This is a genomic window from Paraburkholderia sp., assembly GCF_004298475.1.
Taxonomy (GTDB): Bacteria; Pseudomonadota; Gammaproteobacteria; order Burkholderiales; family Burkholderiaceae; genus Paraburkholderia; species Paraburkholderia denitrificans.
Genome location: NZ_SCRP01000009.1, coordinates 126,451 through 147,855, shown reverse-complemented (window position 1 = coordinate 147,855; position 21,405 = coordinate 126,451). Strand labels below are relative to the sequence as shown.

At 61.5% G+C, this 21,405-nt stretch carries 16 protein-coding genes; 6 read left to right on the top strand and 10 right to left on the bottom strand.

The window, feature by feature from the left end:
• Positions 1-600 (top strand): VOC family protein (locus EPN59_RS05355; protein ID WP_293041244.1); only part of this gene is annotated, 600 nt, incomplete at its 5' end.
• 345 nt (positions 601-945) lie between these two features.
• Here the strand turns inward: EPN59_RS05355 and EPN59_RS05350 are convergent.
• The 7 genes from EPN59_RS05350 to EPN59_RS05320 form a co-directional block, all read right to left on the bottom strand.
• The gene (locus tag EPN59_RS05350) at positions 946-1,425 is read right to left on the bottom strand and encodes a phospholipase A (RefSeq protein ID WP_363928544.1); all 480 of its coding nucleotides are present in this window, start codon (positions 1,423-1,425) and stop codon (positions 946-948) included.
• Between the two features lie 518 nt (positions 1,426-1,943).
• Positions 1,944-3,401, bottom strand: coding sequence for an alpha/beta fold hydrolase (locus EPN59_RS05345; protein WP_293041245.1), 1,458 nt, complete (start codon positions 3,399-3,401; stop codon positions 1,944-1,946).
• Positions 3,402-3,838: 437 nt separating this feature from the next.
• A complete protein-coding gene (locus tag EPN59_RS05340; RefSeq protein ID WP_293041247.1) occupies positions 3,839-5,059 on the bottom strand; it encodes a hypothetical protein in 1,221 nt (406 codons plus the stop codon).
• A gap of 121 nt (positions 5,060-5,180) precedes the next feature.
• The gene (locus EPN59_RS05335) at positions 5,181-5,825 is read right to left on the bottom strand and encodes a hypothetical protein (protein ID WP_293041248.1); all 645 of its coding nucleotides are present in this window, start codon (positions 5,823-5,825) and stop codon (positions 5,181-5,183) included.
• Complete coding sequence (gene pgaC / locus EPN59_RS05330; RefSeq protein WP_293041249.1) at positions 5,803-7,071, bottom strand: poly-beta-1,6-N-acetyl-D-glucosamine synthase; 1,269 nt, start codon at positions 7,069-7,071, stop codon at positions 5,803-5,805. The genes EPN59_RS05335 and pgaC overlap by 23 nt, the downstream gene beginning before the upstream one ends.
• Positions 7,068-9,155 carry a poly-beta-1,6-N-acetyl-D-glucosamine N-deacetylase PgaB gene (gene pgaB / locus EPN59_RS05325; RefSeq protein ID WP_293041250.1) on the bottom strand — a complete coding sequence of 696 codons (2,088 nt, stop codon included), beginning with the start codon at positions 9,153-9,155 and terminating at the stop codon, positions 7,068-7,070. Before pgaB ends, pgaC begins: the two co-directional genes overlap by 4 nt.
• Before the next feature lie 27 nt (positions 9,156-9,182).
• Positions 9,183-11,114 carry a poly-beta-1,6 N-acetyl-D-glucosamine export porin PgaA gene (locus EPN59_RS05320; RefSeq protein WP_293045645.1) on the bottom strand — a complete coding sequence of 644 codons (1,932 nt, stop codon included), beginning with the start codon at positions 11,112-11,114 and terminating at the stop codon, positions 9,183-9,185.
• A gap of 1,226 nt (positions 11,115-12,340) precedes the next feature.
• Here EPN59_RS05320 and EPN59_RS05315 point away from each other — a divergent pair.
• The 4 genes from EPN59_RS05315 to fusA all read left to right on the top strand — a co-directional run bounded on the left by EPN59_RS05315 (position 12,341) and on the right by fusA (position 17,086).
• On the top strand, positions 12,341-12,700 hold the full coding sequence (locus EPN59_RS05315) for a hypothetical protein (RefSeq protein ID WP_293041252.1): 360 nt from the start codon (positions 12,341-12,343) through the stop codon (positions 12,698-12,700).
• A gap of 106 nt (positions 12,701-12,806) precedes the next feature.
• Positions 12,807-13,445, top strand: coding sequence for a hypothetical protein (locus tag EPN59_RS05310; protein ID WP_293041253.1), 639 nt, complete (start codon positions 12,807-12,809; stop codon positions 13,443-13,445).
• Between the two features lie 296 nt (positions 13,446-13,741).
• Positions 13,742-14,812 carry an MBL fold metallo-hydrolase gene (locus tag EPN59_RS05305; RefSeq protein ID WP_293045651.1) on the top strand — a complete coding sequence of 357 codons (1,071 nt, stop codon included), beginning with the start codon at positions 13,742-13,744 and terminating at the stop codon, positions 14,810-14,812.
• A gap of 225 nt (positions 14,813-15,037) precedes the next feature.
• Complete coding sequence (fusA, locus tag EPN59_RS05300; RefSeq protein WP_293041254.1) at positions 15,038-17,086, top strand: elongation factor G; 2,049 nt, start codon at positions 15,038-15,040, stop codon at positions 17,084-17,086.
• Positions 17,087-17,168: 82 nt separating this feature from the next.
• Here the strand turns inward: fusA and EPN59_RS05295 are convergent, their stop codons facing one another.
• A complete protein-coding gene (locus tag EPN59_RS05295) occupies positions 17,169-17,810 on the bottom strand; it encodes a trimeric intracellular cation channel family protein (protein ID WP_293041255.1) in 642 nt (213 codons plus the stop codon).
• Positions 17,807-18,250, bottom strand: a complete 444-nt coding sequence (locus EPN59_RS05290; protein ID WP_293041257.1) for a MarR family transcriptional regulator — start codon at positions 18,248-18,250, stop codon at positions 17,807-17,809. Before EPN59_RS05290 ends, EPN59_RS05295 begins: the two co-directional genes overlap by 4 nt.
• Positions 18,251-18,843: 593 nt before the next feature.
• On the opposite strand from EPN59_RS05290, the gene EPN59_RS05285 reads away from it, so the two are divergent.
• Positions 18,844-19,953 (top strand): branched-chain amino acid aminotransferase, encoded by a 1,110-nt coding sequence (locus tag EPN59_RS05285; protein WP_293041258.1) that lies wholly within the window; start codon positions 18,844-18,846, stop codon positions 19,951-19,953.
• A 128-nt stretch (positions 19,954-20,081) separates the two neighbouring features.
• Here EPN59_RS05285 and EPN59_RS05280 read toward each other — a convergent pair whose 3' ends face one another.
• Entirely contained in the window at positions 20,082-21,404 is a 1,323-nt protein-coding gene (locus EPN59_RS05280) for a type II toxin-antitoxin system HipA family toxin (protein ID WP_293033492.1), read from the bottom strand.
• Between the last annotated feature and the right edge of the window lies 1 nt (position 21,405).

Sequence of the window (21,405 nt, the reverse complement as noted above, 5' to 3'; positions counted from 1 at the left end):
GCCCTGGCCGCTAACCTTGATCCCGGCAGTTCGCGTGTCCATCGGGCGTTTCAATTTCTGAAATCGGATATACCATCAGTAAACGTCAGCGTCCTCGGTGCGCAAGCTGTAATGCTTGCCATGATTGCAAAGCTTGAGTTTGAAGTTTGGCCTCGTCACAGGAGCACGGGAGCTTCGATGAAAATCAAATGCATCGCTGGATTTGCGGTAATAACGAAGCAGCCCGATGCAAGTGCATCGTTGTATCAGGACGCGCTAGGCTTGCCATTCGAGAGACAGGACAGCTATCTCTACATGGACAAGTTTGCTGGATCCAATCACTTCGGCATATGGCCTCTGAAAATGGCTGCGCAGTCCTGCTTTGGACAGAATGAGTGGCCTGCTCATATACCGGTGCCAACAGCAACTATTGAGTTTGAACTCGAGGATGTTGCCGCAGTGGAGTCAGCGGTTCAGGAAATGAAATCAAAGGGCCAGGTTTTTATTCATGAGGTAAGAACCGAGCCGTGGGGACAAACATCCGCAAGGTTCATGAGCCCCGAAGGCGTACTGGTCGGCTTAAGTTATGCGCCGTGGCTACATGAGAAAGAAGCCAGATAATTCGTTCAAGCCGACGCCGCTTTGCAGCGTGGCTTAATTTACGCTTTTAAAGTCCGCTCCCGCCTATGCGTTGCAGAAACAGTTACTCGCTCGTATTCCACTGGTAGCACTCGCGCGTCGAGGCTCGCACGCGGTTGAAAATACCGTCCGCAAGCGTATTCTTCAGTCAGAAGTTGCATGGGTCACGAACACCTCGGGCATACCACGCGCACCGGGTAGCCGGTATGTATTCACGCCGCACGCAGCAACACAACAGCGGCGATGGTGGGGATCACAACCATGCCATGGAGCGCGCTTGTTATCCAGTGTTATCCGGCGTGATCCGGCGCCCTGCACTGCAAGCGCCTAGCGTGACACGGCGACACCCATGCGCGCAACCCAGCGGTGCTGGTTGTAATCGAGAATATCTTCGCCATACCCGTTGAAGTAACCGATCCACAGATACGCGCCCGATGCGCTGCTGAATATTTTGGACAACGGGTAAGTCAATTGGGTATCGACGCTGCCGTAGTGCGATTTGATGCCCTTTCTGAAGGTTGCCGCAAGCTGCCAGCCGTCCGGGCTGCCATATTTCACCAGCAAGTTGACATAGCCGCGATAGTCCCTGATATTCGCATTCTCATTCGCGATGTGCTCGTACCAGTAGGCTTTCGGTGCCACGGTCAGATGGTACGAGTTCACATCACCGAAATCCCAGATCGGCGTCACGAATACAAAGTCGATACCGCGCGATCCCGCACCGCCCATGCCGTTCGACTCATGCTCGTAGCCGGCCATCACGCCCATCCTGCTGAACCACCGGCTTTTCCACCCTGTGTCCGGCAAGTAATAGAAAATCGCGGACGATGCATTCCGGCCAGCGGAGTCCCACGCGAAATAACCCCCCGCAAATGCGCAGCGCAATCGGCGCAATCAGCGCAATCGCGAACACGGCGTCGCTCAATGGAGGGGAGTCACAATGATGAAGCACCGCCTGCTCAGGTCAGGTTTCATCCCTGCTCTCGTGATGCTGGCCGCCATGCAGGCTGCTCAGGCCCGCGTCAACGTACATCTGGGCATTGGATTTCCTGGCGTCTTTTACGCGCCGCCTCCGCCGGTGATCGTCGCGCGTCCTGTGCACTACTGGCCCCCTCCGGTCATGTATAGCCGCTTCGATCCGAGGTGGCACCCGCATCCCCGTTTCGTTGGCCCACGGCACGCTCCGTACCCGGGCTGGCGAGGCTCGCCGCATCGCTGGCACTGAACCGGAGTCCGGCGACGCGCAGTTCGTGTCAGCCGCTCGGGTAATCGACGCCTGAAGCGTCATTCAACCGCGTGCGCCGATTAATCGTGCTTCGCAACGATCAAGGCGCCGCGCCAGCCAATTGATCGATGCGCGTCACCACATACGGATAAAACGGGTTCCACGACAGGCGCGTCAAGAGACCCGCGCCTACGATGAGCCCGCCCGTCTCGCCGCGAATCGATTGTGCGCCGAGATGCACGCCGAAATCGTCGCCAGGATTGGGCGTGCGGCCGTAAAGCGCATCGCTTTCCGGAAACGGAAGCGCCACATGCGAGAGCGAATAGACATCGGCCGGATAATCGAGACCGGTTGACTTGACTTCCGCAGCTGTCGACTCAGCCGGCGTCGTTTTCTCGACGACCAGCGGCGACGTGGACGAAGCGTTGGCGAGAACCGTAAAGCGGTAGTGCAACGGCGGCGCGGGCGTGAGGCGGCGCAGTGCATCGCGCATCGATGCACGCACGAGCGGGCTCAATTGCGTCGTGCGATTGATGTCGAAGAGAACAAGCTCGCTGCCGTTGTCCGGTAATTGTGCATACAACGAGCTGATAATTGCGCTCGTGCTCACCGTGAAATCGAGCACCGACTGAAAGGTCAGCACGGGAGGCAGCGATGCGAGTTGCCTGCGCCGTGCGGCCTGCCCCACTTCCTGCTGCACGAGCTGTGTCACCCGCCACGACTGGCGCGCGCCGTTCACCGGAAACGAGTTGTACTTGAACGGGTTGAATTCGGGAACGACATCGAGCCACGCCGCCTTTTCAAAAGACGGCAATACCGATGGCAATGCAGCAAAACCGGCAAAACGCGCGAATCGCGTAATGCCGATCATCGGCGAAAGCAGAATGAGGTGATCCGCCTGCGGAAGACGCGAGTCTTGCACGGCTTCGAGCGAATATTCAAGCGCGAGCGCACCGCCGTTGGAAAACCCCACGATATGCAGCGGTGCGGGCGCGGGCACGCGGCGGCGCGCTTCGCGCACGGCGAGCCGCGTGGCGGCCTCCCAGTCGTCGGCTGTCACATCGGCGAGACTGGACGGAACGGTGCCGTGCCCCGGCAGACGGATAGCTATGACGACAAACCCGTCACGCTGATAGCGCTGCGCGATGTGGCGCAAGCTGTACGGCGAATCGGTCAAGCCATGCAGCATTACGGCCACGCCGCGCGGCGTGCCCTCCGGGACGAGCGTGTATGAGCGATTCCAGTCGGTCCGGAAATGCCCCGGGTAGACCGGGCTGCCGTCGAAATAGCGATTGGCGGCCACGCGTTCGTCCGACGTCAATTGATCGGTGACATGCCTCCTGACCGAGTCGAAAAGGCGGTTCTCGCGGGCGATGTAATCGTCCCACGTAGCCTGATCGAGCGCGTGCGCATGCATTTCTTCCGGGACATAGGTGTGCCACGGACCCAAAGGCGGCTTGCGCTGCGCGTCGTACATCCGCACACCGGCAATGGTTACGAGCGCCAGCAGCACGATGAATCCCACACGCCGGGTCCATCGGATAACGAATGCTTTCATTCTCGACTTCGCCATATCCGGTCGTTGCCTCGCGAACAAGGTGACTCACAAACCCGCGGCCAGCGCGCGCAAGCCTGCCTCGCAGCATACCTGTAACCGCAACCCGTCGCCTGGTTTGTACGGCAATTTCCCGAGTGCCGGTCGCGGACTCGCAATGGAGCACGCACAGCGCGATTTTCGCCGGAACAAAAAAAACCCGCACAGGTGCGGGCTAAATCCAACCCTCTCGGGGAGGGCATTAACGCGGAGCGGGATTATTACGCATTCGGTTGAAACTTTTGAATGCCCATACGGCGCTTTGTGCGCTTTCATGATGTAGCGCAAACAAGCCATGGCCGCGAAAAATGCGATTCAATGCGCGTCCATCACGGTCATCTCCCGGTGCCTCCAGATGGTGCACAGAACCGCTGCAACTTTTTATCCGTCGATTGTTTGTCCTATTCTGGTGCGTTTTTTATGCCACATTGATCCGATGCCGATGGCGCCATTGCATTGCGCTCGTTGAAGTCCGCCTCGCGCAGGCCTGTTGGCGATAGCGATACGAAATGAACCGATCCGGCGCCGTGCGGAATGCCGATTGCACCCGTGTTGCCCCACGCGAATGGCGCACGTAGCAGGCCGTGCAATTCGATCGTCTTCCCTGTGAGAGCGAGCGCCATTAGCCGTCCATCGCGCGTGGGCACGTAAGCTGTGTTGCCGTTCACCGCGATGCTCGCTTCACGAACCGATGCCGGCAGGCAATCGAGTTTAGCCGTCACATGCCCCTCCTCATCGATCAGCAGTACCGATGAGCGTCCATTGTCGAGCGTGGCTTCGATCACGAAGCGTTCCACTGCGGGCACCCACGCGGCGGCATAGGTGTAGTACTGCACGCGCGCTCCACCGGATCCGCCCTCCGGCCGCACCAGTTTGCCTGTCGCGGGATCGAGCACCGCATATTCGAGCTGCGCAACGATTTCGCCTGGTATGTACCTCTGCCACACGAGCAGCGCGCGCGTCGGCGAGCCTGCGATCATGGGCCACCACTCGCGCACATGCGCGGCTACGTCGACATGCCTTAGAAGGACACCACGGCCGTTGTAGACCTTCACGTACACCCCGCCACCCGTACCGAGATTGTCGACGCCGCCGCCATCCACCCAGTCTTGCGAATAGAACACGACAAACTGCTCGCCCACGGCGGCCACGTGGCCCGAGTGGCCGCCGGATTCGACATCGTTCGGATAGGGCTTGATGGGCGCGAGGTTGGCGCCATAGACGCCATACCGCTGGCTCACCGTGCGCGGCGCATTCCAGCCGTCTTCGAAGCTGACGAAGATGTTGCCCGACGCGTTCTGCGCAACGGACACCGGCTCCTGCGCTTCGGGACGGGAGATAAAAATACGCACATTCGCAAGACGCGTGCGCTGCGGCGACCATTCGCCCACGTAGACGTCATGCGGCCAGTTGCCGTTCGAATTTGCGCCGCGCGGCGGCAGCCCGGAACTGCTGAAGAAGACCCAGTCTTTATCTCCCGCGCGATGTGCCCAGCCGATGCCATGCATGAAGCGCCGCTCGTCGCCGACGCCGGGCGCAGGCAGTGCGACGATCGACCCCGCCTGCGCGTGTCGTTCACTGACGACCTCGATTTGCGCGCCGCGGCCGCGCGGCGAGAACATGCCTGTCGCGGCCAATAGCACAACCACCAGCACAGACAGCGCGACGAGCGCTGGCGGTCTGCGTCGGCGGTTGCGTTGCGAAGTTTCGGATGCACGGTCCATTGGCAGCACATGAACGACATCAGTGCCGTCTGCGTCCACGCAAGCCGCTCACCGGCGCATGGTGTGACGGTCTGTCCATCAATTGTTGCAGCGAATACTGCGTCGGCGGCGTCTGGCCGTATCCGAGCCGCGCGGTCTTGCGCGACTCGGCAGTCCTTTCGGTGCCCGTTCTGGTGTCCATTCCGGCGGGCTGCGCGTCGGACTGCGCGTCGGACTGCGCACGCAGCGCGGCAATCAAGCCATTCGCGTCATGTGAAGCGATAAACACCCGAGGCACCGTACGCCAGTCGCGCCGCGTCGGCCCGACAATCGGTCCAGGCTCGACCGTTAGACCGGCCTTGCGCCGAAGCAGCCGCTGGGTGCGCGATTTCGATGCGAACGGGTGAGCCACGCGCGCGAGAATCAGCCATGTCGTGAGCGCCGACGCTATTGCACTGATGGCGGCGATATAGGAAAGCAGTTCCGGAATGGAGAGATCGCCCTGTGCGAACGGCAGCAGATAGCGGTAAGCGTAGATGGTGATCCCCGCCCACATCGAACCGACGCAGGCAGGACGGAGCAACCGGAACCACAGGACGAGCAGCAGGCCGTGCGCGATGCCTTTGTCCTTGATGATCAGTTGCGGATGGCGCAAGGAGAGATCAATGACGGGCTTGTTGTTCATGCTGGATACCTCTATCAGGGCTGGTCCAGACGGCCCGCTTGCCCCGCCGCCCGAATACGATGGACGGCAGTGCAACGACAGTCGTGACCATGTTGATCAACCAGAACGCGAGCGGATACCAGACGGTGTCGAGAAGATAAAGCAGCAGTTTTTCGTCGTAGCGGCGGTCGATCAGGCAGCCAATAACGATCTGCAGCACACAGGTCGCCACCAGCAGCATTCCATGCCAGTGCGGCAGCAACGAAACGTTCCAGTCGGGCGGCACGGTATAAAACGCATCGACGAGCGCAAGCAGCAAGATGAACGCCATCGAATACGCCCAGGCAATGCCGAGCGCGTACTCGACGAAGAGCGGCCACATCATGATCCGGGGCGTAAACAGCAGCGGCCGCGCGTACTTGAACAACACCTGAATGCCGCCCTTGGCCCAGCGCAGGCGCTGGCGATACAGACCTTTGAGCGTCTCGGGCATCAGGATCCAGCTCAGCGCATGCGGCTCGTATGCAACGCGCCAGTCGTTGCACTGGAGCTTCCAGCTGATGTCGATATCTTCGGTAAGCATGTCGGCGCTCCAGAAGCCGACATCCGCGAGCGCGCTCTTGCGGAACATCGTGATCACGCCGGAGACGGTGAAGATGCGCCCATATACCTGCTGCGTGCGCTTGATCAGCCCGACGATCGACGAGAATTCGCCAACCTGCATCCGCCCAAGCAGCGACGTGCGTGTGCGAATACGCGGATTGCCCGTCACCGCACCCACGTTCGGATCGGAAATCAGGTGCTCGAGCATCCATTCGATCGCGTCCTCGCCAAGCAGCGAATCGCCATCGATGCACATGAGGTACGGCGCATTGGTCACGGCGGCTGCCGTCGTGAGCCCGATCGCCTTGCCTTCGTTCTTCGCGTGGTGGATCACGGTAAGACCCGGTATTTCGACCACCAGCTGATTCAGGATCTCGCCGGTGTGATCGCGGCTGCCGTCGTTGACGGCGATGATCTCGTAGTTCGGATATTCGAGCCTCGCCAGATGACCCAGCACACGGCGCGCATTCATTTCTTCGTTGTAGCAGGGCACGATGATCGCGACCTTCGGCGTCCCGGCCTTCACGATGGCGAGCGACGAGCGGGTCCGTCCGTGTTCCAGCGCGAAGAAATGGACAATTCCACCGATCATCCACAAGTACGACATGAAGAACGGATAGAAAAAGATAAAGTCCTGCAGCTTGTCGATGACGATGTGCATCATTGCGGTCGCATCCTTTCGCTGTTGCCCTTGAGCAGCGCACTGATCGAGGTAGGATCGAGCCGTGCGCGCATCGACATGACGTCGGCCAGCGCGGCCACGGTCGGCAAATCGTGCGCGAAGTTGTCGGGGTAGTACCCGTAACTCACCATGCCGGACTGCCGCAGATGGCGCATCTGATCGGTCAGGTGTTTCGGCGGCACACTGTCGCCCGTTCGGGAATCGGTGGCTTCGAGCAGGAAGACGGTTCGCCGCGGTCCATCCGGCACCGTGCGCACCGTCCGCGACAGAGAATCGAGCCAGCTGTCCACCGATGAAATGCCCTGCCGCGACGGCATGGCAAGCAGGCCGACGAAGTTGTACGCATTCACGAATGCCGGGTAGTTCTGCGCGTAACGTTGTCCAGCGTCCGGATCGGTCAGCACATCCGGAAAAATCGTGCGCACGCTCAGCACGTCCGCACTGTTCTGGCTGTTGAGCACGATCTGCTCGAGTTCCTTCGTGAAATCGAGCAGATGCCGCGTTTTCAGATCCCCCCACCGTTTCATCAAATCGGGAGTCGCGCGAATCTGGCCGATGTCGCGCGGCAGGTTCCAGCTCGCCAGCATCTGGTGGCCCTGATGGCTGTCGTCCTCGAAATCGGTCAGCATCGCGTCTTCGCCAAACAGCAGGCCCGTGATCGCCGAATATTTGCCGAGGTCTTCATAAAGGTCGCGCACATACGCGCGTACACCCGGATCGAACGGACTGAGCCGCCGCACCGCCGATGCACCGGGCGGGAGCTTGCTGCCCGCAGCAGGCCTCACGAATTCGAGGCGGCCTTCGAGTTGAGCGGGCACGGCAAACGCGAGTGTCGGCATCCACGCATACACCGCAACATCCGCACGCGTATTCAGTTGCCATGCAGCACGGCAGAAAAGATCCGAGCGAACCGGCAAATGCCGGTTCGGAAAGTACAGTGCCTGCGCAAAACCCGATCTGTTGGGATCCGAAAATGCCTGCAGGTACACCGAGCTCGGTTTCAGGCGGTAGATACGTTCGATCAGTTGGCCGAGCTTCTTTTCCTGCACGTCCGGCGACGGATCGTAGACATCGTCCAGCGAAACCACCACGACGCGCTCCACCGGATTGACTTCGCCGCGGTTCTCCGCAGGCTCGCGCATCGAACGCTCGAAGCCGCCAACGTCGATGTCGTACATGATGAGGATGCGGCGCAACCGGTCGAGCGGCACGTCGCTCGTATTCGGCCCGGATTCGAGCGTGAACTGCACCGGCATGCCGAGCTTCGACGAGATGCGGCGCACCGGAAGATTTTCCGCGCCGTATGGCCACACCATCGCGCGAACGCCCAAGCCCGTCTGCGCCTTGAGTTGCTGGATGCTCGTGCCGAGGTCGCCACGCACGCGCGATTCGAATTCCGCATCCGTTTCGTAGCGCGACTCATCCTTCAGATACAGGTGCGAGGTCGCTGCCGGCAGCTCGTTGCCCTGCGGATTGGCGACCGCGCCATGGTGCATGTCGTGCGTGTGCGACGCCAGTTCGACGAGGCCGGAGCGTGCCACTTCGCGCACTTCGTTCCACGACATGAATGTATTGCGCGGCACCACCAGCGTGTCCGAGAGGCGAATGCCGGTGTCCGCCGGCGTATCGATCCATGACGTCACGATGCCCATCACGGCCGGATAGTTGAAGCGCTTGAGCAGCGGCAGCACCTTGGTGTAATGACTCATGAAGCCGTCGTCGAAGGTGATCAACACCGAGCGCGGCGGCAGTGGTTTTCCGCCGTTGCGTGAAGCCGCGATGGCAGCGAAGGTGATCGCGTGATAGCCATTGGTTTCAAGCCAGGAAAAAATCGATGTCAGCGTACCCGTATCGATCGCATACGGGTCGATTACGTTGTTCGTATTGAATTCGGCTCGCAGATGGTCGCGGACATCGTGAAAGCAGATCACACGAAATGTCTTGCCGTCGGCAGGATCGGCCGGCGGCAGAATGTCGATCAGCTTCGCTGGCACGAGCGATGAAAACATCGTGCAACCCGCCATCGCGCCGAGACAGCCACAGATAAAACGTCTACGAGAATGCATTGCCGGCCTCCTTGCGAGCCGCCGTCGTCAGAATGGAACCGTGAGCGTGGCGTAGGCAATGCCCGACGTTTCGCGTGTACCGTCGTACGCGTGGCTAAGCCCGCCGATGCCATACGTGAACCTGATGTCGTGACTGAACGTCCACGCGTGTTCGAGACGCACGCCGCCCTCGGCACTCGTGCCGAAACCGCGTTCGTTGTACGCGCCCGCACTCAGATAGATGCGCTGCACCAACGACTTTTCGCCTGCGCGCCAGATTGCCCATTGATGCATGGCGACGAGTTCCGCCGTGTAGTCGCGCGCAGGCGCGAAATACGCCGTATTGGCGCGTGTGTTGCTGCTGGTGTTCAGGTTCAGCGAGAGATTCACCAACTGGTTTGCCGCGGTAAATACGCGCTGTGTGGCGCTACCCGAAATTTCCTGGTTGAAGTTCGAATCGCTGAAGCGCGTGGCTGAATAAGCCAGCTCCGCCGAGCGACGATCCGTGTCGGTGAAATTGAGGGCAATCTGGGCATTCTTCCCCCAGATGTGCTGGACATAGGCCTTCCACGGCAGCGTATTGACGTCGCTGTCGACCGAGACGTTCGCCGACACGTAGTCGTTGAAGGTATACGCGACACTGCCGTTGCCGCCGGTGCGCGCATCCGGACCAATCGAGCGGGTAGCCTCGGCCGTCACGGTAAGCGGTCCCTTGCGGAAATCGCCGCCGACGCCGGTCCGCGTGCGGCTCACGTTGCCGATATCCGTATTCGCATGGCCGAAAAAGTTGTGTGCGAATACACGCCAGTTGTCGTAGATCGGCGGCGAATACAGCGTCGTATCGATACTGTACGAGTTGTCCGCCACCGTGGAGTTGCCATGCTCGCCGTTGAATTCGACCGATAGCACCGGCGCACGGTAGGCCGCATAGTCGCGCTTGAAGCTACGCACGGAACCGTTCTCGGGGAACGTATCGTTGAATGCATCGTTGATGAGACGCGCATTCGCATAGTCGTCGAGCATGAGCGATGTGCGCCCGAGACCTGCGAGCGCCTCGAGGTTTTCCGGGTGATCGGTCAAGGTTGCGCTGTACATGTCGCGCGCGCGGCGCGTACTGGACGCGCCAAGCGTTGCGTCGGCCTGAGCGTTGCGCACTTCCGCGCTGAACGGCACCTGCGCCTTCAGCCGATCGAGTCCCGCCATGCCGGCGCTCGTCTGTCCGATGTAGATCTGGTACTGCGCGTACAGCCGGTAATAGCGCATGTAGTCATCGTTCGCGAGATCCCACGGGTGCACCTGATCGGCTGGCGGCAGCGCGGCGCGTATGTCTTCGAGCACCTGCCTCGCCTGCGTGTACTTGTCCTGGTCGGTGAGCGCGTAGAAGAGGCCCTCGCGCAGATCGATGGGGCGCGTGTGCGTGCCGTACTGGAATCCGCGTGTCGCTTCATCGGTGGTCGACGATGTCTCCTGCTCGATGGCGCGGCGATAAACCTGTTCCGACTTGCCGGGTTCCTGGAGGTAGCTATACGCTTCGCCCACGGCCGCGAGCGCTTCGACTGAAATACCGGACTGCGGCGGAATCGATTCGAACGCTGCAACCGCGTCCTTCATCCTGCCTCGCGCGGCGTAGGCAACCGTCAGGTCACCCGCAAGCGAAGCTCGCACTTGCGCATACTCCGGCGTTTTCGGCAACCGCGCATCAAAGTCGTGTGCCGAATGGATCGCGGAATCGAGTGCGTCGAAGCGATCGTGGCTCGACATCGCACGCACCTTGTCGCGACCGCCGCGCACCTCCTGCCGTATGCTGAGCTCCTCGATCTGTGCGATATCGACAGGCGTAAACACATCGGGCCGCGCCTTCGCCTCGTCAAGCGCGCGAATTGCGCCGCCACTCGTCGCGAGTCCGAACACTTCGCGTCGAAGCGTGTCATTGGGCTGCTCGGCAGTCTGCGCCGGCGCGGTCTGTCCAGGCGCGGCCATAGGCGGCCTGCCTGGCGTGGAGCTGCTATCCGGCGGCGGATTCGCTGGCGTGGTTCCGGCCGTGGGTTCCGCCATGGGTTGCGTGTTCTGGGCCAATTCAAGTGGCGCGGGCTTCCCGGATGTCGTGGGTACCGGGGGCGGCGTTGCCGTCGCCGTATCCACCGCATAGATCGTCGCGCCGATGTCACTCGTCATAACGGGGCGAGAAACCGGCGTTTCATCCGCAGGCTGGTCGACCACGGCAACAACGAAAATGACAGGCTTCGCAACATCCTCTTCCCGCGCGACGGTGTCGTTGCTTTCGAGCGCCGCATAGGCGGACAAAAGCAGCACGGCCGCAGGCGCGCATGCGCCGAGTGGACGTCTGCGAGGCGATATATACAAACGCTTTCTCTTGTTCATTTTCGTATGCCCCTGCCCGCCTAACGTTGATTCGGGTGTGAACGCGTCCGGCGCAAGCGCCATGCCGGAAATGGCAGACGAATCCTCCTGTTTTTTCAACAACAGTAAGCAACCAAATAAATGAACCACTACGTGAAATGCTTGCGAATCCAATAAAACGGTTTTCTGTTTCCTGGCGTTCCCGACAAAAGGGACGCGCCCTCGAACGCGAAGGCGTTGCCATGCCAGCGGACAAAAATTCAAGGCGCGCTCAGTGCTTTACAAGCGCGGCCCATCACGCGAGCGATGTGCAAATCATATGAAATCGGCGCTCGTTTACGAGAGGAACACGAGATGAACGCTCACGATTTCGAGTCGAGGCAGATCAGATATCGCGCACGGGCTGCGTGTCCGCCTGCGACAGCAGGCGACGACATGTACCGCTCGTCGTCAATATCGAGCGGCGGCGTCACCCGCACCATCGGATGAACCGAGCACTCCTGCTTACTTGCCGATACATCATTCTAGACACGCAATAAATTTATCCATGCGGTGATATCGGAATTTAACCTGCGTATCACTTTGTTACATCGAACCCGTCCCCGAGGTGTCCATTCGTCGGCTGTTTGTTGAAGGTTGCATTTCATCATCGCGATTCCTATGCTTGTTGCAAACCAGCGAGGGAGAAGATCATGGGGACCTTGAGCGAACGAGGTCTGTGTATGGTCACAGGCATGCTGCTGATCGCCGGGACTTGCGCACTACCTGCCCATGCACAAATCGCAAGACCATCGACCACGCCGACGCCAATCACAACACCCGCTATGCCCGCCGCAGCGCAAAACTTGCAGACCGCCGCGCCGCAGGCGCCGTCGCGGCCACCCGCAAATCCGGCGTCGCCCCAGGAGATGCTTTATTACGTGTGCGGCAGCCGCGGGCTCGATACGCACGTCACTTCACCGGACCCTCAACACCCGTTCAACCTCGGCGTATCGTTCGTCTCGGCGTCGACCGGCGCGCCGCTCAACGAAGTCTCCGTCAAGGTGCGACGGCATGGCCGCGTGCTGATGGATTTCGTCGCGGCTGGACCGTACTGTCTCTTCTCGGTCCCGGAAGCCGACTACCGGGTTGAAGGCACGTACCGCGGCGAAATGAAATTCGAAATCGTTCAGACCGGCAATATGAACGCGCAAATCAAGTGGTAAGCGCCAGCCAGGTACGGCGATTGCGTGGTTCACGGCGTCACGCCGACGCTCCACAGGCTGCTTTTTTTCACGGCGTGACGCCCACGGATACAGGGAAGTTCGCGCGATGACGATTCTCCATCGATTTCGACATCGTCCCACGGATATCGCCCGACACAGTAAGGGGCAATCCGTGCAGGTCAAGACACCTGCGTCGCTGACGTGGGGCTCCGGTTTGAGCGTGGCGCTGACTGTGACGTTCTATTTGCTCGTCCTGGCAGCCGACGCGGAATTCGACGTCGGAAACCATTTGAGCAGCAACACGAGTAGTGCCGTGCAGGCTTTTGCCGCGAGTGCTGCGGACAGTTCAACCGGGCTGGCCGCTACAACCATCACTTCACCCACCACAGCCGCCAGGTCGACAGATCACATGCTTGCACAAGCACATCAATGTGCGTCGGCCGGACAATGGGATTGCGTATTCGACGCCACGACCCGCGTCATGGCATTGCGCGGGGAAACCCCGGAAACGCTCGCGCTCCTGCAACAGGCGATGAATGGCACAAGCGCGGCACCATCCGCGCCGAAAGCACCGGTTCTCGCGAGCAACCCGCGCAGTACACGGCCGGGCGCGAACGGCTACGTACGGCCAACACGATACACAAGACATATTCGCAAGCATTCCTTACGAGCCACGTTAATCCGATATAGCTTCGTCAGGCGCGCTGCTTCGGCCAATAAAATGGACGATCTGTACCGGCACTAGCGAAGGCAGCCCCGGCGTCCGCCTCCAATCACCTCCTATTGCCTCCCATCCGTATCGGGTAACGTTCACCTCGCGAATACTGCAGACCCTGGGCGACAATTTCGCCGTTAGGGAGTACGCTCCCCGTGCGGCCGCCGTGCGTTCGGCCCGGCTTTGACAGACATCAACGGGACGGTCGCACGGCTTTCACCGCATTTCCCGAATCTGGTTCGCCTCACCTGGCATCGAACGCGCGGCCTTCTGGCCGCGCGTGTTCATAACCGGCCCGCGTGCCGCAGCGAGGAAGTGGGATCATGCTGATTTTTCGACAGTTGATCGACCCGCAGTCGTCCACGTATACCTATCTGCTTGGCGACAGCGAATCGGCCGAGGCGGTGCTGATCGACCCGGTGTTCGAGCAGGCGCGACGCGACGCCGCCCTGATCGAGGAACTTGGCGTGCACCTGCTCTACACGATCGATACGCACGTTCACGCCGATCACGTCACGGGCGCGTGGTTGCTCAAGCGGCTTACGGGCAGCCAGATCGCCATTTCCGCCGCGAGCGGCGCGCAAGGCGCCGACCGCTACCTCGACCATGGCGATCGCTGCCATTTCGGCGCACGCCACCTCGCCGTGCGCGCGACGCCGGGCCATACGCGCGGCTGCATCAGTCTCGTGCTCGATAGCGAAAGCATGGCCTTCACAGGCGATTGCCTGCTCATCAGGGGAACCGGCCGGACCGACTTTCAGCAAGGCGATTCCCGCGTGATGTTCAGATCAATCCATAAACAGCTGTTCACGCTGCCTGCGTCCACCCTGCTGTTCCCTGGCCACGACTACCGCGGATTGACGGTGACGAGCGTCGGCGAAGAGCAGCGCTTTAATCCGCGCCTTGGCGGCGATCTGTGCGAGGACGATTTCGCAGGTTTTATGTGCAATCTGAATCTGCCGCATCCACAGCAGATTGCCGTCGCCGTGCCTGCGAACCTGAAATGCGGCGCTGCGGCGTGCGACCCGACCCAGATCGCGGAACCCGATTGGGCCGTGCTGACCTACACCTTCGCAGGCATATGGGAAATCAGTCCGCAGTCGCTCGAAGAGCAGCTAACGGCCGTGCAGATCATCGATGTCCGCGAGCCCGACGAATACGAAGGTCCGCTGGGGCGCATTCCCCATGCGACGCTGATTCCACTGGGCGATCTTGCGCAACGTGCTGGAGAAATTCAGCTTGATCGCCCGGTCGTAACCGTCTGCCGCGCGGGAGGCCGCTCTGCACAGGCAACGACGATCTTGCGCAAGGCCGGTTTTCCGGCTGTCGCCAATCTGGCGGGCGGAATGCTGCGCTGGCGCGCTGAAGGCCGCATCGTCGAAAACGCCAGCCCCTGAGTTTTTGTGCGGTGCGGGAGCATTTCAAACGCAAATTCGTACGCAAATTCGCACGCAAGCGCAAACACAGACGCAGACACAAATTCGTGCGCCAACTCGCACGTAGATTCGTCAACAAACGGCAAGATACAAAGCAGGCCGCGCGCGTTATAGTGTTCGACAGAATCTGGCGGCTCGGCCGATTTTCGCCAATAATTCCCGAACATCCACTCAACGGTGGCGATTATGGATTTCACTCCCGAAGCCATCCGAACCATCGCTCTCGTCGGCCACGCTGGCTGCGGCAAGACATCGCTCGCGGAAGCGCTGCTGTACCAGGGCGGCACGTTACGGGCAGCAGGCAGTGTGGATCGCGGCACGTCCCTGTGCGATTTCGATCCCCTCGAACGCAAGTATCACCATTCGCTCAGTTCCTCCATCGCTCATCTGCATTACCGCGACACGTGCATTTATCTCGTCGACACGCCGGGCTATCCCGACTTCGCGGGGTTATCGATCGGCGCGCTGCCCGCCGTCGAAACCGCCGCCATCGTGATCAATGCGCGCACCGGCATTGAAATGACCACGCGCCGGATGATGTCGTATGCGCAGGATCGCAAGCTATGCCGGATGATCGTCGTCAACGGCATCGACGGCGAAAAGGTCGACCTGCCCGGGCTGCTCGCGCAAATCCAGGAGATGTTCGGCAAGAACTGCCTGCCCATCAATCTGCCCGCGCACGGCGGACAAGACGTGGTGGACTGCTTCTTCAACCCGGCAGGCGACGCCGATTTTCTTTCCGTGGAGTCCGCGCACAACGCGCTCGTCGATCAGGTGATCGAACTGGACCCCGCGCTCATGGAGCTGTACCTGGAACAAGGCGAAGCGATTCGCCCGGAGCAACTGCACGAGCCTTTCGAGCGCGCATTACGTGAGGGCCACCTCGTGCCGGTCTGCTTCACTTCCGCCGCGACAGGCGCGGGCATTGCGCAATTGCTCGACGTTTTCGTCAACCTTCTGCCGAATGTCACTGAGGGGAATCCGCCGCTTTTCTATCGCGAGGCGGGCGGCAAAATAGAACCCGTGCATGCGGAACCGGTGGCCGATAAACACGTGCTCGCGCACGTGTTCAAGATCGTGATGGATCCGTATATCGGCAGAATGGCCGTGTTTCGCATCCATCAGGGCACGGTCGTCCGGGACAGCCAGCTCTATATCGGCGATGGCCGCCAGCCGTTCAAGGTCACGCATCTGCTGACGTTGCAGGGAAAGGAGCATGCGGAGATCCAGCGCGCGGGCCCCGGCAACCTCTGCGCGGTATCGAAGGCCGAGGACATCGGCTTTGACGCCGTGCTGCACGACGCGCCCGAAGACGGCAACATCCACCTCACGCCGCTCAAGTTCCCCACGCCGATCTACGGTCTGGCGATCGAGGCGGCGCGCCGCGGCAACGAACAGCGCCTGTGGGAAATCCTGCAAAAGCTCGCCGCCGAAGATCCCTGCCTGTTGATCGAACACCCGGCAGGCACCAACGAAACAGTCGTGCGCGGACTCGGCGAACTGCATCTGCGCTACATGCTCGAGCGGCTGACCGAGCAATACAAGCTGGAAGTCACGACAAGGCCGCCGACCATCGCGTGGCGCGAGACCATTGGCGGCAAAGCGGAGGGACATTGCAGGCACAAGAAGCAGACGGGCGGCGCCGGACAGTTCGGCGAAGTCATGTTGCGCGTGGAGCCGCTGCCGCGCGGCGCGGGGTTCGAGTTCGTCGATGCCGTCAAGGGCGGCGCGATTCCTTCGCAGTTCATTCCCGCCGTGGAAAAAGGCATTTTGCAGATCATCGAGAACGGACCGCTGGCAGGCTTTCCGATGCAGGACGTGCGCGTAACCGTATTCGACGGCAAGAGCCATCCGGTCGATTCGAAGGAAGTAGCGTTCGTCACGGCGGGCCGCAAAGCGTTTATCGATGCCGTGCTCAAGGCGCAGCCGATCGTGCTCGAACCGATTGTCGACATCGAGGTGATGACGCCGGAAGCGGCGATGGGCGACATCATCGGCGACCTGTCGTCGCGTCGCGGACAAGTCAATGGCACGCGCGCGCTGGGCGGCAATGCGATGGTGATTGCGGGCAAGGTTCCGCTTGCCGAACTCGACGACTACCAGTCGCGCCTGAATGCGCTGGCGGGCGGGCACGGCAACTACAGCATCCAGTTGAGCCACTACGATGTGGTGCCGTCAAACCAGCAGGAAAAACTGGCGGCACAACACAAGGCGCGCCAGGTTCCTGACGAGTAGCAGCGAAACGGTTTCGCACGCATCTTTCTTGCGCGACCTGCGATGCGACGGGTCGCGACGCTATATGAAGCGCACGAGCCAGTCACCGCTCGCCGCGCCTGCCGTCCTCGCGCGCATGAAACACCGGCAAACGCCAGCCGAAATAGAGTGACGCGAGGCGCAGCAGCACGCAGGCAATGACTGCTATCCAGGCGGTCCAGTTCGACGACCATCCGGCCTCGGTCAGCCCCACTTCGAGCGTCGCGCCGAGCAGCGCCGCCGAAGCGTAAATCTCGCGCTCCAGAATGGCGGGCACGCGCGAGAGCATCATGTCGCGCAATACGCCACCGCCGACTGCGCTCACCATCCCCATCAGAATCGCGAGTTCGGCGCTGTGGCTATACGAAAGCGCTTTTTCGGCGCCGGTGACGGCAAAGAGCCCGAGGCCGATCGCATCGAAGAAGAGCACGGAGTGACGCAGGCGGCGCACCGGACCATAAGCGACGATGGTGACCGCGGACGCGGCCAGCGACACGGCGAGATAGCGCCAGTTCGACAACCCGGCAGGCGGCACGGCGCCGATGCAGATGTCGCGGACGATGCCGCCGCCGCAGGCGACCATGAACGTGACGGTCGCGATGCCGAACAGGTCGAGCCGCTTTTGACGGGCAGCAACGGCGCCGCTGATTGCGAATGCGAAAGTGCCGACGAGGTCGAGCACGGTATAGGCGGTATGAACGTTCACAGGGCCTCGTTGTCGGCGGGTGCCATCAGACTGGTCGCGAGTTTCGCCAGCAGACGGTCGAGCGTATTGCGCTCCCGGTCGCTGAGCGCTGCCGCGAGTTCCGCTTCCAGCGCCCGGCCCAATCGCTCCGATTCCTTTGCGACCTTCGCGCCCTCGCGCGATGCCCGCAGCGCGACGCTACGGCCATCCTGCGCATGCGTCTCGCGAATGATCAGGCCGCGCGCTTCGAGATCCGCAAGGATCTTCGAAAGCAGGGTTTTTTCGACGAGCGCGCGTCGCGACACGACTTTCGGCGTGACGCCCGGCTCCGCGCAGACGAGACGCAGCACGCGCAAGGCGCGCACGTCCAGATCCCATCGCTCGCGATAAACGTTATTGGCCTGCTCGGTCAGCAACGCGCTCGCGAGGTCGAGTCTGAAAGTGAGGAATACCGGATCCAAATGCACGCCTCCGTGACTGAGCCTCGGCTGGTTGGCGGCGAGTATAGAGGATTAGTTGAAAATTTCAACGATATGCCGAACGAGCAGGCGGCGAAGGTCGTTTTTTTGTTCGCCCGGTTTGAACGGGAGCCGTCCTCACATGTGCGCGCGCGATACGCGTAGCGTGCGCACATCTCCGTGGATTCCCTGGTGCACATAGCGGCTGCGGCGGTAATCCGGGTTCGTGCGCGGCCCGTTTGCGCGCCTGCGGGATGCGACCCTGAACGAAGCGGTTTTCAACTTTGGCGCAATCGCGGCGAAATGCAATGTCGGGATCATCGGCCAACTGCCCATATCGCCTCACATCACCCCAATAACGCGGCGCGGCAGGGACAACGCAAGGCATGCGAAAAACATGATCTGGACAGGCGGCAAGCGTCATCCGGCAAGCCAGGCCGCGCAGGCACGATTCTCATTTACGCCCCGGCGCACCCGCATTTCCTGCCCTTCGCGCATGATTCGCTCGCGTGCCTTGCCGGAAAGTCTGCACCAAACGCCAAAAAAAGCTGAAAATAGCGCGACAACCGCCATCAACAACCGTGAGACAGCGAAACATGAGCACGAGCAGTCGCATGCAGTTTGTCACCGAACAACACCCCAATCCCACGCCCGCGGACCAGATCGCCGCCCGTCTGGAGAGCCCCGTCTTCGGTCGTGTCTTCACCGACCACATGGTCACGATCCGCTGGAGCGATTCGCGCGGCTGGCATGACGCCAAGGTCGAAGCGCGCCGTCCGTTCCAGATCGATCCGGCCTGCGCCGTGCTCCATTACGCGCAGGAAATCTTCGAAGGCATGAAGGCCTATCGCTACGAAGACGGCTCGATCGCGCTGTTCCGTCCGCAAGAAAACGCAAAGCGTTTCCGCGCGTCGGCAGCCCGCATGTCGATGGCCGATCTGCCCGAAGAGCTGTTCATGCAAGCCATCGAGGCGCTCGTCGACATCGACCAGGCCTGGGTGCCCGGCGGCGACGGCAGCCTTTACATTCGCCCGTTCATGTTCGCGACCGAGAGCTTCCTCGGCGTGCGCTCCTCGGCGGAGTATGTGTTCTGCGTGATCGCGTGCCCGGTCGGCCCGTACTTCAAGTCGGGCAAGTCGGCTGTCACCGTGTGGGTGTCCGATCAATACACGCGCGCCGCGCCCGGCGGCACGGGTGCAGCCAAGTGCGGCGGCAATTACGCCGCCAGCCTGATCGCCCAGACCGAAGCTTCGGCGAAGGGCTGCGACCAGGTGGTCTTCCTCGACGCAGCCCAGCACCGCTGGATCGAGGAACTCGGCGGCATGAACGTGTTCTTCGTGATGGACGACGGCTCGCTCGTCACGCCGCCGCTTTCCGGCACGATCTTGCCGGGCATCACCCGCGCGTCGATCATCGCACTCGCACGCAAGGAAGGCATCACGGTCAATGAAACGCCGTATGCATTCGACTCGTGGCGCGAAGACGCCGCCAGCGGCCGCGTGAAGGAAACTTTTGCGTGCGGCACCGCAGCAGTCGTCACGGCCATCGGCCAGGTGCGGCATGCCAACGGCGAATTCACGATTGGCGATGGCGGCGAAGGCGAAGTTACGCGCCGTATCCGCACGCTGTTGACCGGCATCCAGCGCGGCAAGGTCGCCGATCCGTCGAACTGGGTCTGGAAACTGGAAACGTCGAAAAAGGCGTAAAGCACACGCCAGTCATGCCGGTCCGGGCGGTTTTTAGCCGCGCATCGCGGGCCGGCCTCGAAGTAAAGCGGCGCGTGTTCCACGCGCCGCTTTACTTCGTGCCGCTTGACTTCGTGCGTCATGCCGCCTCAGGCATCCAGCCGTTGCGCCGAAAGCCGCAACCCATCGAACAGACGCTCAGCGACGCGCTCCGGAAATCCTTCGGGCAGCGCCGATGCAACCTGCCCGATCACTTCCGGCGTACGTTCAATAAAGCGATCGACGAGCAGCCCGGCGTCCGCGCCGTAGTGACACAACTGCGCGGTCGTGTCGAAATGCGCACGCTTCACGTCGCGCATCCGATAGTGGCGCGTTCGTCCCCACACGGCCATGGCGAGCGTCGTCTTGTGCCATGACCATTGGCTGCCGCCATCGCCCTCGACGGGCCAGATCGACATCACGTCATAGAGCGGCGCAAGCTGGAAACGTCCGCCCGGCAGCAGGCGGATGCTGAAATTCTTCGCGTGGCCGTCCGGCGCTGCGAGCATCCAGAACACGATCTGCGCGCCGAGAAACGTTTCGATATCTTCTTGCGGGCGCTGCGATTGCCGCAGGATACCGGCGATCTCGCGCATGCCGGGCCCACCGTGCGACTCGTACTTGAGATGCGGCGGCACGCCGAGCGCCTGACAAAAATCTTCCTGCGGCAGACGCAGCAGTGCGCCGCTGCGCGACCACGCGCGATCGAAGCGCTCGACGCAGAGCACCTTCTGCTCGCGAAAGCGCAGAATCTGCGCCGACGAAACCGGCAACCCATACGCCTTCAGCACCGCGAGACAAAGCCATTCGTTTTCGACCGATGTCTGGAAGTCCACCTTGCGGCGCCCGATCAGGCCGAGCGGCAACTTGAGGATATGCGTGGTGGGCGTCGCACCGCGCGGCAGGCACCACTGGCCTCCGTGATGAAGCAACGCGGTTTTTTCCTGCGCGCCCGCGAGCGAGATGCGCAACTCATCGCTTTCGTCGCCCGCACCCGACACGGCGCCGGACGTTTCGAGCAGCAGGCGCTCGACAGCGGCGTCGCTCATCGGCGTGCCCTCGACCGCGCCGACGTTCTCCGGCACTTCGTCCTCGTCCAGCAACTGCACGGCGCCCACGCAGTCGCGCCCAATCGCCTTGAGCAAGTCGAACGCGTCCACAGTCTGCGTGCTGAAGCGGGTCGCGATACGGCGGCGGATCTGCGGGCTATCGGGCAACAGATTGTCGAAGTAGTTGTGAACGCGTTCGCCGCGCAGCGGGCGCTCGCCCACGCCGAACGGCAGCGAAAGCGACAATGGCCGCCCGGCTGCGGACTGCTTCCAGGCGGCGTCATAGCGCAGCTCCATATCGCCCGAGGGCGTCACGACCCATGCGCCGACCCGTTCTCCGTTGGCCCAGATCGACAGTGCGCGCGAATGCGATTTGCGTCCCATC